The organism is Gemmatimonadota bacterium (assembly GCA_016719105.1).
Classification (GTDB): Bacteria; Gemmatimonadota; Gemmatimonadetes; order Gemmatimonadales; family Gemmatimonadaceae; genus SCN-70-22.
In genome coordinates, this window is the sequence record JADKAQ010000001.1 from 772,908 (window position 1) to 788,065 (window position 15,158).

The following is a 15,158-nucleotide window of genomic DNA, read 5'->3' on the forward strand; positions in this document are numbered from 1 at the left end:
TGTTGCTGTTGGAAAAGCCGTATCGCGCGGATTAACTTGGGTGGCGTGCCTTTTGCTAACTCGGCCGCCCCGACCCCGAACGCTGTCCTCGCCGTCATACCGGCGCGGCTGGGGTCGACCCGCCTCCCACGCAAGCCGCTTCGCCTCATTGGCGGGCGCCCACTCATCGTCCGCGTCTGGGAGCGCGTCTGTGCCATGAACGTGGCAGGCACCGTGGTCGTCGCGACCGACGCGCCGGAGATCGTCGAGGTGATCGCCGCCGCCGGCGGGATGGCGGTCCTCACCGACGCCACGCATCCCTCCGGGACCGACCGGATCGCCGAGGTCGCCGCCCGCCCGGAGTTCCGCGCCCACGAGGTGATTCTCAACGTGCAGGGCGACGAACCGTTCGTGTCGGCGGCGGCGGTAGAAGGCGCACTGGCGATGGTGACGGTGGAGCGATTTCCGCTGGGCACCGTCTCGGCGCGCGCCGGCGAGGAGATCCTCGCCACGCCGCATGTGGTGAAGGTCGTGTCCGCCGATGACGGGCGCGCGCTCTACTTCTCGCGCGCCCCGATCCCGTTCCTGCGGGAGGCGGGGGATGCGGCCGTGCGCGCGGGGATCGTGCGGCAGCACCTCGGGATCTACGCCTACACGCGGGATGCGCTCGCCGCGTGGGTCTCGCTGCCGGAGCATCCGCTCGAGCGGGTGGAACGACTGGAACAGTTGCGACCGCTCGCCGCCGGGTTGGCGATGGGCGTCGCGACGATCGATGAGCCGCCCCCGGGCGGCGTGGATACCGAAGACGACCTGCACCGTGCCAACGCGCGGTGGAATGACCTCTACGACACACGACGCTGATGACGACTCAAGTCACGCCCAACCAGACCACGCGCTACATCTTTGTCACCGGCGGCGTCGTCTCCTCGCTCGGCAAGGGCATCGCGGCGGCATCGTTAGGCCGGCTCCTCGTGGAGCGCGGCCTGCGTGTCTCGATCATGAAGTTCGACCCGTACCTCAACGTCGATCCCGGGACGATGTCGCCGTTCCAGCACGGCGAGGTCTTCGTCACGGACGACGGCGCAGAGACGGACCTCGACCTGGGCCACTACGAGCGCTTCATCGACCGCTCGCTGTCGCAGCTCAACAACGTGACCACCGGGCGCATCTACCTCAACGTGATCACGAAGGAGCGCCGCGGCGAATACCTCGGCTCCACCGTCCAGGTCATCCCGCACATCTCGGACGAGATCAAGTCGCACATCAAGCGCCTCGCGCCGGGCAACGACGTGGTGATCGTGGAGATCGGCGGCACGGTCGGCGACATCGAGTCGCAACCGTTCCTCGAGGCCATCCGCCAGTTCCGGCAGGAGGTGGGCAAGCAGAACGCGATGTTCATCCACCTCACGCTCGTCCCCTACATCGCGGCAGCTGGCGAGGTCAAGACCAAGCCCACGCAGCACTCCGTGCGCGAGCTCATGGAGATCGGCATCCAGCCCGACGTCCTCATCTGCCGCACCGAGCGCCCGCTCTCCGAGGACGTCAAGCGCAAGATCGCCCTCTTCTGCAACGTCGAGTTCGGCAACGTCATCGAGAGCCCCGACGTCCCGTCGATCTACCAGATCCCCCTCGAATTCTCGGCGCAGGGGCTCGACGAGCGGGTGATGCAGCGCCTCAACCTGCAGGGGCGCGAACCCGACCTCACCGCATGGCGCGCCATGGTGCAGCGCGTGGTGCAGCCGCGCGACCGCGTGCGTATCGCCGTCGTCGGCAAGTACACGCAGTTCGTCGACAGCTACAAGAGCGTGCAGGAATCGCTCATACACGGTGGGATCGCCAATGACGTCGGCGTCGACATCGCCTGGACGTCGAGCGACCTGTTCACGAGTCCCGAGAAGGCGCGCGAGATCCTGCAGGGCTTCCACGGCCTGCTCGTCCCCGGCGGCTTCGGGGTGCGCGGCGTCGAGGGGATGGTGGAGGCGATTCGTGCGGCCCGCGAGCTGAAGATCCCGTTCTTCGGCATCTGCCTCGGCATGCAGGTCGCCATCATCGAGTTCGCGCGCAACGTCCTGGCGCTCGCCGACTCGCATTCCAGCGAGTTCGCGCCGGAGTGTGCGCACCCTGTGATTGCGATGATGGAAGAGCAGAAGCACGTGACCGACATGGGGGGGACGATGCGGCTCGGCGCCTATCCCTGCCGGCTGGCGCGCGGCACCAAGGCCGCCGAGATCTACGGCGTCCCCGAGGTGAGCGAGCGGCATCGCCATCGCTACGAGGTGTCGAATGCCTATCGCGACGCCTTCGTCGAGCACGGCCTCAAGCTGAGCGGATTGTCACCCGACGGCTCGCTCGTCGAGATCGTGGAACTCGCCGACCATCCGTGGTTTGTCGGCTGCCAGTTCCACCCGGAACTGCAGTCGCGCCCCACGCGCCCCCATCCCCTCTTTGCCGCGTTTGTCGCGGCGTCGGCTGCGCGGCATCGCGCGGAGGGCGCGTCGTGACGACGGCTGCCGGCTTCCCGACCGACCGCCTCTTCCTGATCGCGGGTCCCTGCGTCCTCGAGGACGAGGCGCTGAACCTTCGTGTGGCCGAGCACCTGGCCACGCTCGCGCCGCTCGTCCCGGGCGGCATCATCTTCAAGGCGTCGTTCGACAAGGCCAACCGCTCCAATCCGGGGGCCGCGCGCGGGCCCGGGATTGAAGAAGGGCTCGCCAAGCTCGCGCGCGTGCGCGAGGTCACCGGACTCCCCATCCTCACCGACGTGCACCTGCCGGAGCAGTGCGCAGCGGTCGGTGCGGTCGTCGACGTCCTGCAGATTCCCGCCTTCCTCTGTCGCCAGACCGACCTCCTGGTGGCCGCAGGTGCAACGGGACGCCCGGTGAACATCAAGAAGGGACAGTGGATGCACCCCGAGGGGATGAAGGGCGCCGTGCGCAAGGTCGCGGGGGCCCGCCCGGCGGCCAGTGAACCCACGGCCTCCGGCGTGGCGTCACCCATGTCGGACATCGCCACCACCGAGCGCGGCTCCTTCTTCGGCTACGGCGACCTCGTCGTCGATATGCGGAGCTTCAGCCGCATGCGGGCCGCCACGGGAACGCCAGTCATCTTTGATGGCACGCACAGCGTGCAGCAGCCGGGGAAAGGCGAGGGCGGCGCCAGCGGCGGACTGCGCGAGTTCATCCCCGCGCTGACCCTCGCGGCGATCGCGGCCGGCGCCGATGGGCTCTTCCTCGAGACACACCCCGATCCCGATCACGCGCCAAGCGATGGACCCAACATGCTCCCGTTAGGCACGCTCGAGGCGCTCATCCGCCGGGCGGTGGCCGTCTGGGAGGCCCGCCGATGATCGGCTTTGGCGCGCACGCCGACGCCCCGCTCACGCCGGCCGGTGTCCCGTACCTCAGTCCGGACGACGCCAGGCGCGTGCGGTTCGTCGGACTCGACGTCGATGGCGTCCTCACGGACGGCGGGATCTACCTCGGCGACGTGGGCGGGACGCGCTTCGAGACCAAGCGCTACGACATCCAGGATGGCCTGGGCATCAAGATGCTGCAGAAGGCCGGGATCATCGTCGCCATCATCACCGGACGCGTCTCCGACAGCGTCGCCCTCCGGGCGGCCGAGCTGGGCGTCGACGACCTCGTGCAGGACGAGCACGCGCGAAAGCTCCCCGCCTTGCGGCGCCTCATCGCGGCCCGCGGCATCGAACTGTCGCAGGTGGCCTTCGTCGGCGACGATCTCCCCGACCTCGGCGTCATGCGCGTCGTGGGGCTGCCGGTCGTCGTGGCGAACGGCACGGACGAGGTCTTCCGTGCGTCCAGGTTGCGGCTGTCGAGAAGCGGAGGGCAGGGGGCCGTGCGGGAGTTCGCCGAGCTGCTCCTGAAGGCGCGCGGAGAGTGGGACGGATTGGTGGAGTCGTACGTCGCGTCGCGCGAGCAGGAGCACCCGGCATGACCGGTGCCGAAGCGATCGCCCTCGGGCGACGCGTCATTCGCCTCGAGACCGAGGCGCTGGCCGAGGTCGAGCAGCGGCTCGGCGACGGCTTCGCGCATGCGGTGGACCTCATCGCCACCTCCGCCGGACGCGTGATCGTCGCAGGCGTTGGCAAGTCGGGGCTCATCGGGCGGAAGATCGCGGCGACCCTGACCTCCACCGGGACTCCCGCGACCTTCCTGCATCCTACCGAGGGATTGCACGGCGACCTGGGGATGGTCACCCGGGAGGACGTCGCAATCCTGCTGTCGAAGAGCGGCGAGAGTGAGGAACTCCTCACGCTGTTGGCCCACCTCAAGCGCTTCGGCGTCCGCACCATCGCCATCACCGGCAACGCCGAGTCGTCGCTGGCGCGCGAGTGCGACGCGGCGCTCGACGCGTGGGTGCGCGAGGAAGCCTGCCCGCACGACCTCGCCCCCACCACCAGCACGACGGCGGCCCTGGCGTTAGGCGACGCCCTCGCGGTGGTCATCCTCGAGCGCAAGGGGTTCCGGCGCGAGGACTTCGCGCGCTTTCACCCCGGCGGGTCGCTGGGGCGCAAGCTCCTCACGCGCGTGCGCGAACTCATGGAGCGCGAGCGGCTTCCGGTCCTCCCGCCCAACGCCACCATGCGCTCGGCGATCGTCCTGCTCGCCGAGCGGCGGGGCATCGTGGTCGTCGCCGATGCGGTCGGGAAGCTGCTCGGAGTCTTCACCGCGGGGGACTTCGCTCGGCTGATGGAGCGCGAGGCCGATCCGTTCGGCGTCCCGCTCGAGCGCGTCATGACCCGCACCCCTCGCACCGCACAGGCCGAGGAACTTGGGAGCGCCGTGGTGTACCGCATGGAACAATTCGGCATCATGGCGATGCCGGTCACCGATGAGACGGGAAGCGTCGTGGGCGTCGTCCACCTGCATGACCTGATGCGCGCGGGGGTCGCCTGATGCACCGCGCTTTTGGCCTCGCCCTTGTCGCGGTCCTGGCGGCCGCCTGCCAGCAGACCAGCTCCCCGCCGGTCGCCAAGCGCAGCGTCGTCCCTGACTCCGCCGACCAGGTGATGTACGGCGTGCGCTTCTTCCTGACCGACGGCGGGCTGCGCCGAGCGGAGCTCGTCTCCGACACGGCGTTCATGTACGACGAGAACACGCGCACCGAACTGCGGGTCGTCAACACCACCTTCTACAAGGTGAGTGGCGAGAAGGACGCCGTCCTCACCTCGCGCACCGGCAGCTACAATATCCGCCTGGGAAGCATGGAGGCGCGCGGCAACGTCGTGGTCGTCTCCACCGACGGACGCAAGCTCGAGTCGCCGCATCTGCGCTACGATCCCAGTCGCAACGAGATCGCCAGCGACTCCGCCTTCACCATCACCGAGTCCGGCGGGCGCGTGACGCAGGGGATCGGCTTCATCGGCGACCCGGACCTCAACAACGTCCGCGTCCTCCGCTCCACGCGCTCGCGCGGGAGCGCGCTCACCATCCCGAAGTCGTGAGTCGTCGCGCCCTCGCGCTCGCTGTGGTGGTGCTGCTGGCCACCACCGGCTGCTTTCGGCTCGGGCGTCGTCCGGCGGCCCCTCGTGGGCCGGCGGTCGCCGGTCCGGCCATGCCTGGCGATTCGATCCCGCCCATCAAGATCGATTCGATCATCACGCGCGCCGCCGGCGCGCCCGCCGACTCCGCCTTCGTGGCCTCGAACCCGGCCGCGCGTCCAGCCGAGAAGCCCGCCGAGCGCTGCCTGCTCGAGATCGACGGCGATCGCTCCCAGTTCATCAAGGATCCCATCAGCCAGAAGTACACCTCGTACTTCGGTGGGGGCTTCATCGGACGATGCCCGGGGCAGGGGATCACGATCACGGCCGACTCCGCCGAGTTCTACGACCAGAACCAGCTGTACTTTCTCCTCGGCAACGTGAAGTACCGGGAGCGGCGTGTGAACCTCGACGCCGACAAGCTGACCTACTTCCGCGCGGAGGAACGCCTCCTTGCCGAGGGCAACGTCGTGGCGGTCATGCGTGACTCCTCGACGATGACGGGGCCCCGAGCCGAGTACTTCCGCGCCGTGCGCGGGGTGCGCGTGCGCCCGCGCATGGTCGCGACCATGCGCCCCACCCTCAAGCTGTACGAAGCCGATTCCACCGGACGCCGTCGCGGCGAACCCGTCGTCCTTATCGCGGACAACATCAACGGCGAGGGCGACTCGCTCTTCATCGCCTGGGGAAAGGTCACCATCGATCGCACCGATATCCTCGCACGCGGCGACTCGGCCAACCTCGACAACGCCCGCCAGTTCTCGCGGCTCATGAAGCAGCCGTACCTGGAGAGCAAGGGAAAGGACGCCTTCACCCTGCGCGGGCTGGTCATCGACATGTACGGGCGCAATCGCGCCGTCGAACGCGTGGTGGCCATGGACTCGGCCGTCGCGGTCAACAAGGACCTCACGCTGGCCTCCGACACCATCGACCTGCGTGTGAAGGAGAACAAACTGCAACGCGCCTTCGCCTTCGGCCCCGGGGCCGCCTCGGCCATCTCCCGCGAACGCACCATCCTCGCCGACTCGATCGACGTGCGCATGCCCAACCAGCAATTGCGCGAGATGTACGCCGTGCGCGCGGCCTATGCCGAGTCCGATCCCGACTCGAACAAGGTCAGGTCGGCCGAGCGCGACTGGCTGCGCGGTGATACCATCGTCGCCCGCTTCGATTCGGCGGCGGCGACCGACACCACGGCACGTCCCCGCATTCGCGACCTCCTGGCGTCGGGAACCGCGAGTTCGTACTACCAGGTCCCGAACGGGAAGGATGTGAAGAAGCCCGGGATCAACTACGTGCGGGGTCGACAGATCATGGTCGACTTCAAGGAGCAGGAAGTGCAGACGGTGACCGTCGTGGACTCCGCGTCGGGCGTCTTCCTCGAGGCGGCCCCCGATTCGGTCGCGACGCCCAAACCCGCCCCGGGGCGCCGCCCCAACCGGCGGGCGCCCGCCGACACCCGCCGCCAGCCTAACGCGATCCGTCGTCCATGAACGGCGAACCCCCTCTCCCCACGCGTCCAGGCGCTGATCGAGCAGCGCGCCGGTGGCGACCGCTCGGTCGCCTTCGGACTGCATGCCCTCATCAGCGAGGCCGACCCCGACGGCCTCTCCGTCTTCAACGACGTCGCCATTCGCTTTCGCGACGACTGGCTGGCCGCCATTCGCACCCAGGGTGGTGACGCCGATCGCGAGGCCGGCCGCCTCTCGCTGGACGAGGTGCGCGCCTTTCTCCAGCGCTCGGTCCTCCCCCGTCTGGCGGCCCAGGGGCTCATCCAGTATCCCGTCCCCGGCGACCAGGACGTCGGCGCCAAGGTGCGGCTCGCCCCCGCGTTGTGGAGCGAAATCGCCCCGCAGCGCCTCGACGTCGCCGAGTCGCTCCGGCTCACCGGCGAGCACGCCACCGTGTCGGTTCCGACCCCCACGTCCCGGCGCGCCGTCGACACGAGGCTCCCCGCGTCGGGCAGCGTGCTCGAGGCCAGCGGCCTCGTGAAGGTCTATCGCAAGCGGCGGGTCGTGAATGACGTCGCCGTGCGGCTGCAACAGGGAGAGATCGTCGGGCTCCTCGGGCCCAATGGGGCTGGCAAGACCACGACGTTCTACATGATCGTCGGGCTCATCCAGCCCGAAAACGGGTCGATCAAGCTCGATGGCGAGGAGATCACCCGCATGCCAATGTTCAAGCGCGCGCGGCGGGGGATCGGCTATCTTTCGCAAGAGCCATCGATCTTCCGCAAGCTCACGGTGGAGGACAACATCCTCGCGATCCTCGAGACGTTGCCAATCACCAAGGAGGAGCGTCGATCACGGTTGGAGGGATTGCTCGACGAACTGAGCATCAAGCACCTGCGACACAGCCGTGCCTACGCCCTGTCGGGTGGGGAACGGCGGCGACTCGAGATCACCCGGGCGCTGGTCTCGCAGCCCAAGTTCATGATGCTCGATGAGCCGTTCGCCGGCGTCGACCCGATCGCCGTCCATGACATCCAAACGATCGTGGCCGGGCTGCGCCATCGCGGCATCGGAGTGCTCATCAGCGACCACAACGTGGAACAAACGCTCGATATCGTCGACCGGGCTTACATCATGTTCGACGGCCAGGTGAAGGTCTCAGGAACCGTGCGCGAGCTCGTCTTCGACGACGAGGTCTCGCGCATCTACCTCGGTCCCACCCTCACCGCTCGTCTCCGCGCACGCTTTTCGGCGGAACAGGCGCCCCACGAGGAGCTCCCCGCATGAGAACGGGGCTCGGTCAGCATACGTCCATGCGGCAGGAGCTGAAGATCAATCCACGCCTCTACCAGGCGATGGATCTGCTCTACATGCCCCTGCTCGACCTCCAGCAGCACCTCAAGCAGGAGCTCCTGAACAACCCCTTCCTGGAGATGACCGAGCCCGACGAAGAGGACTCGGAAGAAGAGGAGGAGCGCGAGGGCGAGGAAGGGCCGGTCGACCTGACCGAGCCCGAGACGGCCCCCCCGGAGGAGCGCGAGGCGGTCAACAACGACACCATCGACTGGGAGGAGATCCTCCTCGACGGCTTCGAGACCGGCGGCGTACGGGAGGAACACGAGGAGCGCGAGTACTACGAGCCCGTATCGGTCGACCGCCGCGACCTCGACGACCACCTGAAGGACCAGATCTCCCTGCTCGAACTCACGCCGCGGCAGTTGCTCCTGGCGGACGAGTTCCTGGGCAACATCAACGAGGACGGCTACCTCACCTGCGCCATCCCCGAGATCGTCGAGGGGATCAACGAGGTCGTCGCGCGCGCCGCCGAAAAGGAGGGGTTCCTCGGCGAGCTCCCGCTGTATCGGCTGGATGAAGCCGACGACATGCTCCGCATCGTGCAGACGCTCGACCCGCCCGGCGTGGGCGCGCGCGACCTGCGCGAGTGCCTCTTGTTGCAGCTGCGCGACCTCAAGCATGAGGAGACGCTGCAGTATCGCCTGGTCCGCGACGCATTCGACGAGCTCATCGCCCACCGCTGGAGCGAGATCTCCAAGCGATTCGGCATCAGCGCGCAGGACGTGCAGCAGGCGGCCGACGAGATCGCCAAGCTCGACCCCAAGCCGGGGCTGCGCTACAGCAATGCCAACGACGGCTACATCGTCCCCGATCTCGTGGTCGAGAAGATCGACGGCGCGTACCACGTCTTCATCAACGATGGCAACCTCCCGCGCCTCAAGCTGAGCCGCGCCTACCAGGAGATTGCCCGCGACAAGAAGAAGTTCGATGGCGAAAACAAGGAATTCATCTCGTCCAAGCTCAATTCGGCCAACTGGATGATCCAGGCCATCGAGCAGCGCCGCCAGACGATGCTCAAGGTCATGAACTACATCGTCGACCGGCAGCGCGACTTCTTCGAGAAGGGGGTGCAGTACCTCAAGCCGCTCACCCTGCGCGAGGTGGCCGAGGTCATCGCCATGCACGAGAGTACGGTGAGTCGCGTGACGAACGAGAAGTTCGTGCAGACCCCGCGCGGCGTCCTCCCGCTCAAGTTCTTCTTCTCCTCCGGACTCAGCACCACCGGCGGCGAAGACGTCTCGGCGCGTGGCATCAAGGACCAGATCGAGAAGCTGGTCACCAACGAGGACCCGAAGAACCCGCTCACCGACCAGGCGATCGTCAACATCCTGCGCGACAGCGGGGTCAACATCGCCCGTCGCACCGTGGCGAAGTATCGCGACCAGTTGGGGGTGCTCTCGGCGCGCATGCGCAAGCGGGTATGACCCCGCGGGTCCTGCGCGTCTCCGTCCTCGTCCCCGCCAAGGATGAAGCGGAGAACCTCCCGCTGTTCATGGAGCAGGTGGAGGAAGCCTTCCAGACGTTCGATCAGGGCTTCGAGGTCATCGTCATCGACGACGGCTCGGTCGACGACTCGTGGGCGGTGCTGGAGCGCCTGCGCGCGCGCTACCCGTTCCTGCGCACCGCGCGGCATCGGTCGCGCCGGGGGATCGCCGATGCGCTGCGCACGGGCTACCTCGCGGCGCGTGGCGACATCCTCGTCTTCTATCCCGCCGACCTGCAATTCAAGCCGGCCGACATTCCGCGGTTGGTCGCGCCCATCCTGGCCGATGAAGCGGACATGGTCACCGGCTTCAAGGAAGGGAAGTACGAGAAGGCGTTCGTCTCGTCCGTGTACAACAGGCTGAGCCGCCTCCTCTTTCACGTTCCGGTCAAGGATCTCAATAGCGTGAAGGCGTATCGTCGGGAGATCATGGACATCCTCCCGACGCGCCCCGACTGGCACCGCTACATGATCGTGCTCGCCGCGGCCCAGGGCTACACGGTCACCGAGATCCCCGTCCCGCTCTTTCCTCGCCACGCCGGCAAGTCGAAGTTTGGGATTGGGCGCATTCCGGTCGGTGTGCTCGACATGCTCGCCGTCTGGTTCGAGTTGCGCTTCGCGCAGAAGCCGCTCCTCCTCTTCGGCATGCTGGGGGCGGGGCTCTTCGCCATCGGGGCGTTCGCCGGGCTCGCCGCGCTCGTCTGGCTCGCCCTCACCGGCGTGGGCCTGCGCGCCGTCTGGACCGTCATCCAGACCTGTCTCATCCTCGGGTCGGTCTTCTTCGCCACCGGACTCCTCGGGGAGCAGATCGCCGGCGTGCGCGCGCAGCTGCGCGAGCTGCGGCGCGTCACCGATGAACTTCGCGACGGGTCGCGCGATGGCTGACGCGCCTCGCCTGCGCGTCCTCTTCCTCACCCACTCGTATCCCCGCGTCCCTGGCGACGCCGCCGGGTCGTTCCTCTTGCACCTGGCGACGGCGCTGCGCGGGGAAGGGGTCGAGGTCCGCGTCATCGCCCCGGCGGGAGAAGGGCTCCCGGCGCACGACACGTTCGACGGCATTCGCGTCGACCGCTTCCACTACGCGCCGCGTCGCTATGAGAACCTCGCCTACACCGGCGAGATGGCGCAGGAGGTGCAACGCTCGTGGCGCGCGAAGGTGGCCCTCGTCGGCTTCCTCGGGGCGCAGTTCGGCGTTGCCACGCGCGTCCGACGGGAGTTCTCCCCGCAGCTGGTGCATGCGCACTGGTGGTTCCCGGGGGGGCTCGTCGGCACGTGGGTCGCCGGGCTGGGGCGACTCCCGCTCGTCACCACCATGCACGGCACCGACGTGCGCCTGGCGCGCGCCAAGAGCTTCGCGCGCCCGCTCTTCCGCCGCGTCATGCACCAGTCGTGCGCCGTCACCACCGTCTCGCGGTGGCTCGCCGCCGAGGTGCACGACATGGTCCCGGACGTGACGCCGCTCGTCGCTCCGATGCCCGTCTCCACGGCGCTCTTTGCCCCTGGCGACACACGCACGACAGACCGCGTGCTCTTCGTGGGACGCCTCAACGCCCAGAAGGGGATCGCGCTCCTCCTGGATGCCGTCGCGCGCATGCGCCACCGCGTCCACTTCGACCTCGTGGGCGACGGCTCCGACGCACCGGTCCTTCGCGCCCAGGCCGAGCGCCTCGGAATCGCCGATCGCCTCACCTGGCACGGGGCGCTTCCGCAGACCGCGCTGCCGGCGTTGTATCAGCGGGCCTCCGCCCTCGTCGTGCCGAGCATCGGCGAAGGGCTCGGGCTCGTGGCGGTCGAGGCGCAGCTCTGCGGGGCCCCCGTCGTCGCCTTCGAGAGTGGTGGCATCACCGATACCGTGACGCACGGCGAAACCGGCCTCCTCGTCCCACCGGGCGACGTCAATGCCCTCGCCGAGGCGCTCGACCGGCTCTTCGATGATCCCGAACTGCGCTTGGCGTTAGGCAGGGCGGGGCGCATGTCCGCGCTCGGCGACTTCGCCCCCGAGTCCGCGGCGCGGCGGTACGCCACCCTCTACCGCACGATCGTTGCGCCGTAGCGCCACGCGGCTGGTCTTCGCGCTCCTGGCCGTCGCCGCGGTCCTCCTTGCCGCGCGAGCCATCGCCAGCCAGTGGCGCGCCTTTCGCGATTCCGGCGCCCACCTCTCCCCGCGCTGGTCGCTCATCGCGCTCTCGAGCGTCCTCGTCCTCGTCGCCTATGCCGTCCTCGTCGAAACGTGGCGGCGGACCGTGCGTGCCTGGGACGCTGAACTGCCGTGGGGCGAGGCGGCCCGCATCTGGTTCATCTCCAACCTCGGGCGCTACCTCCCCGGCAAGGTCTGGCAGATCGGCGCCATGGGGGTCATGGCACAGGAGCAGGGGGTGTCGGTCGTCGCCGCCACCGGCTCCGCACTGGTCATCAACCTCGTCAACCTGCTCGCGGGCTTCGGGGTCGTGCTGGTGACCGGTGCCGAGTTCTTCGAGGCGCGAAACGCCGCCCTCGCTTTCGGCGCGCTCCTGCTCGCAGGCATCGTTCTGGCGCCGCGCCTTGTCCCATTCATCGGGCGTCTCGCCGGAAAGGTGATCGGGCGCCCGCTCGACGTCCCCACGCTCCCCGATCGAGCCGTCTGGCTCGCCGCCGTCGGGTGCGTGGTCGCCTGGCTGCTGTACGGCGTGGCGTTCCAGTGCTTCGTGGCGGGGATCCTCGGGCAGGCCCCGGGGCGTACGTCGTCGTACATCGCCGCCTTCACCGGATCCTATCTGGCGGGCTACATTGCGTTGTTTGCGCCGGGAGGCATCGGCGTGCGGGAAGGGTCGCTCATCTTCGCGTTAGGCCGGTTCGGGCTGGCGCAGGCTGGGGCGGCCGGGGTCATCTCCCTCACGTCGCGGCTCTGGCTCACCGTGCTCGAGGTCCTCCCGGGCCTCGTCTTCCTGGCTGTCGACGCCCTGCGGGGGCGTCGCCCTACATCGTCCACCCCGTCATGACCCGTTCGCCCGACGTCGCAGCCCCCGTTGGACCACCACCGGCTGCGCCGCCCGGACCGCGCTTCGCGCTTGGCTGGGCCGCCCTCATCCACGCCGTCTGTACGCTGGCGTTAGGCTTCCCGGCCCTCGCCGGCAAGTTCCTGGTCAATCCGTATTCCGACCAGTACATCGCCGGCTATCCGTTCCGCGAGTTCGCCCGCAGCCACTGGCACCGCTTTGGCGAGATTCCGCAGTGGAATCCGTATCTCTTCGGCGGCATGCCATTCGTCGATGCGATGCACGGCGACACGTTCTATCCCACCGCGGCGCTGCGCATCCTCATCGGCACCGACGCCGGGATGACCTGGGGGCTGCTCCTCCACGTCTTCCTCGCCGGGCTCTTCACTTTCGTCTTTCTGCGCGCGATCGGGCTGTCGTTCTTCGCCGCCGTGGTGGGGGGCGTGGCCTACCAGATGGGGGGCAACGTCGCCGGGCTCGTCTCGCCCGGTCACGACGGCAAGATGTTCATCGCCGCGCTCCTCCCGCTCGCGCTGTATTTCGTGGTCCGTGGCGTTCGCGATGGCCGGAAGGCGTCGTGGGGAGCGCTGGCCATCGTCGTCGGTCTCGCCGTCCTGTCACCGCACCCGCAGCTGCTGCAGTACATGCTCCTCGTGACGGGAGCGTTCGCCCTCTTCCTCGCCCTCGGCTACGGGAGCGACTCGACCCTGGCGCGGCGCGATGGCGTCGTCCGCCTCGGCGCGGCGCTGAGCTCGGTCGCGGTGGGCATGGTCATCGGAGCGATCCAGTTCTGGCCAGTGAAGACGTACGAGCCCTTCTCGCCACGCGCGGGGGGGAAGGGGTGGGAGCACGCCGTCTCGTACTCACTCCCCCCGGAAGAGACGCTCAACTTCATGATCCCGCAGTTCACGGGGATCCTGGACAAGTACTGGGGACGGAACGGCATCCACTTCCATTCCGAGTACATCGGCGCCGCGGTCCTCTTTCTGGCTGGACTCGCGCTCGGCGCGTGGACCCTCCGATCGCACAAGCGCATCGTCTGGTTCTTCCTTGGCGCCTTCGTGATCTCGCTGCTGTGGGCCATGGGGGGCTACACCCCCTTCTACTCGCTGGTCTACGCCCTCGTCCCGGGAACCAAGTACTTCCGGGCCCCCAGCACGATGCTGTTCGTCGTTTCGTTCTGTGCGGCCGTCCTCGCCGCCTTCGGAAGCGAGCGTATCGTTCGACTCGAGAATCGGAGGCGCTACGCGATCGGCTGGATCATCGCGGCGGTTCTCATCGGCGTGCTCGGCGCGTCGGGCGCGCTCACCAACGTGGGGGTCTCGATTGCCGGGGCCGAGCGGGCGGACTACGTCATGGCGAACGACGGGGCACTGCGCGTCGGGGCGCTCCGGTCGATGCTGTTCATCCTCATGGCCGTCGGGATCGCGTTCGTCGTGAGCACCCGTCGTGTCTCGCGCGACCTCGGCGGGACGCTTCTGATTCTTCTCGTAGCCCTCGATTGCGCGAGCGTCCTGCGCCAATACTGGCAGTTCTCGGAGCCCGCGGAGATCACGTACGCGAGCAACCCCGTCATCGACTACCTCAAGAAGCAGCCAGGGCCGTACCGAGTCCTCTCGTTCCAGACCGCCCCATCCGAGGGCGTGCACGACCCGCTCTTGAACTACGACGGGTTGATGGTGCACGGCATCGCCAACGTGCTCGGCTATCACGGAAACGAGTTGGGCGCGTACGACCGGCTGGCGGGGAAAGACGACGGATTCCGTCAGGTCGCCAATCCCAACTTCTGGCGGCTCTTGAACATGCGCTACGTCCTTACCAACTCACCTGACAACATCGGGATCAAGGAGCTGAAGCAGGTCGCCGGCCCCGCCCGCGACGCGTCGGGGAGCGAGCTGTACCTGCACGAGATTCCTTTCGAGACGTCGTATGCGTGGGTGACGCCCGCGATGGCCAAGGCCGACGAGGCGTCGGTCATGGCGACGGTGCTCGACCCGCGATTCGACGTGCGGCGCGCCACCGTGTTCGACAACTCAGCGGCGGTGAAGGTAGAACCGCTGACCAACCTCCCGGAACCGCTGGCCATCCGGGCGACGGTGAAGGACTACTCGCCGGGGCGCGCCACTATCGAACTCGATAGTCCGGCCCCCCCGGGGGCGGCGCTCATGGTCTCCGAGAATTGGTATCCTGGGTGGACCGCCACCGTGGATGGCAAGACGGCCACCATCGGGAAGGCCGCCGTCTCGCTGATGGGGATCGCACTACCGGCCGGGGCACGGAAGGTCCAGCTCCAGTTCACCAACCCGCCGTACGAGACGGGGAAGTCGGTGACGCTCATGGCACTCGCCGCGGCGCTGCTCATGCTCGCAGGCGGCACACTCCTCGACCGAAGGAGAGCGAGCAGTGTCTGAGCC

General features: G+C 68.2%; 13 protein-coding genes. All 13 read left to right on the forward strand.

All coding sequences use genetic code 11. The annotated features are described in order from the left end of the window. Positions 1 to 45: 45 nt before the first annotated feature. The 13 genes from kdsB to IPN47_03490 all read left to right on the forward strand — a co-directional run bounded on the left by kdsB (position 46) and on the right by IPN47_03490 (position 15,155). On the forward strand, positions 46 to 840 hold the full coding sequence (gene kdsB / locus IPN47_03430; GenBank protein MBK9407098.1) for a 3-deoxy-manno-octulosonate cytidylyltransferase: 795 nt from the start codon (positions 46 to 48) through the stop codon (positions 838 to 840). Beyond that, positions 840 to 2,480 carry a CTP synthase gene (locus IPN47_03435; protein MBK9407099.1) on the forward strand — a complete coding sequence of 547 codons (1,641 nt, stop codon included), beginning with the start codon at positions 840 to 842 and terminating at the stop codon, positions 2,478 to 2,480. Before kdsB ends, IPN47_03435 begins: the two co-directional genes overlap by 1 nt. Beyond that, positions 2,477 to 3,325: a 3-deoxy-8-phosphooctulonate synthase gene (gene kdsA, locus IPN47_03440; protein MBK9407100.1), complete on the forward strand. Its 849-nt coding sequence runs from the start codon at positions 2,477 to 2,479 to the stop codon at positions 3,323 to 3,325. Before IPN47_03435 ends, kdsA begins: the two co-directional genes overlap by 4 nt. Then, a complete protein-coding gene (locus IPN47_03445) occupies positions 3,322 to 3,933 on the forward strand; it encodes an HAD hydrolase family protein (GenBank protein MBK9407101.1) in 612 nt (203 codons plus the stop codon). The genes kdsA and IPN47_03445 overlap by 4 nt, the downstream gene beginning before the upstream one ends. Beyond that, complete coding sequence (locus IPN47_03450; GenBank protein MBK9407102.1) at positions 3,930 to 4,895, forward strand: KpsF/GutQ family sugar-phosphate isomerase; 966 nt, start codon at positions 3,930 to 3,932, stop codon at positions 4,893 to 4,895. Before IPN47_03445 ends, IPN47_03450 begins: the two co-directional genes overlap by 4 nt. Next, a complete protein-coding gene (lptC, locus tag IPN47_03455; protein ID MBK9407103.1) occupies positions 4,895 to 5,443 on the forward strand; it encodes an LPS export ABC transporter periplasmic protein LptC in 549 nt (182 codons plus the stop codon). Before IPN47_03450 ends, lptC begins: the two co-directional genes overlap by 1 nt. Continuing rightward, positions 5,440 to 6,972 (forward strand): hypothetical protein, encoded by a 1,533-nt coding sequence (locus IPN47_03460; protein MBK9407104.1) that lies wholly within the window; start codon positions 5,440 to 5,442, stop codon positions 6,970 to 6,972. The genes lptC and IPN47_03460 overlap by 4 nt, the downstream gene beginning before the upstream one ends. Positions 6,973 to 7,383: 411 nt before the next feature. Continuing rightward, complete coding sequence (gene lptB, locus IPN47_03465; GenBank protein ID MBK9407105.1) at positions 7,384 to 8,217, forward strand: LPS export ABC transporter ATP-binding protein; 834 nt, start codon at positions 7,384 to 7,386, stop codon at positions 8,215 to 8,217. A 26-nt stretch (positions 8,218 to 8,243) separates the two neighbouring features. Continuing rightward, on the forward strand, positions 8,244 to 9,710 hold the full coding sequence (rpoN, locus tag IPN47_03470) for an RNA polymerase factor sigma-54 (GenBank protein MBK9407106.1): 1,467 nt from the start codon (positions 8,244 to 8,246) through the stop codon (positions 9,708 to 9,710). Continuing rightward, the gene (locus IPN47_03475) at positions 9,707 to 10,654 is read left to right on the forward strand and encodes a glycosyltransferase family 2 protein (protein ID MBK9407107.1); all 948 of its coding nucleotides are present in this window, start codon (positions 9,707 to 9,709) and stop codon (positions 10,652 to 10,654) included. The genes rpoN and IPN47_03475 overlap by 4 nt, the downstream gene beginning before the upstream one ends. Beyond that, on the forward strand, positions 10,647 to 11,822 hold the full coding sequence (locus IPN47_03480) for a glycosyltransferase (protein MBK9407108.1): 1,176 nt from the start codon (positions 10,647 to 10,649) through the stop codon (positions 11,820 to 11,822). Before IPN47_03475 ends, IPN47_03480 begins: the two co-directional genes overlap by 8 nt. Further along, positions 11,812 to 12,747 (forward strand): flippase-like domain-containing protein, encoded by a 936-nt coding sequence (locus IPN47_03485; GenBank protein MBK9407109.1) that lies wholly within the window; start codon positions 11,812 to 11,814, stop codon positions 12,745 to 12,747. Before IPN47_03480 ends, IPN47_03485 begins: the two co-directional genes overlap by 11 nt. Next, the gene (locus IPN47_03490) at positions 12,744 to 15,155 is read left to right on the forward strand and encodes a YfhO family protein (GenBank protein MBK9407110.1); all 2,412 of its coding nucleotides are present in this window, start codon (positions 12,744 to 12,746) and stop codon (positions 15,153 to 15,155) included. Before IPN47_03485 ends, IPN47_03490 begins: the two co-directional genes overlap by 4 nt. Positions 15,156 to 15,158 lie beyond the last annotated feature (3 nt).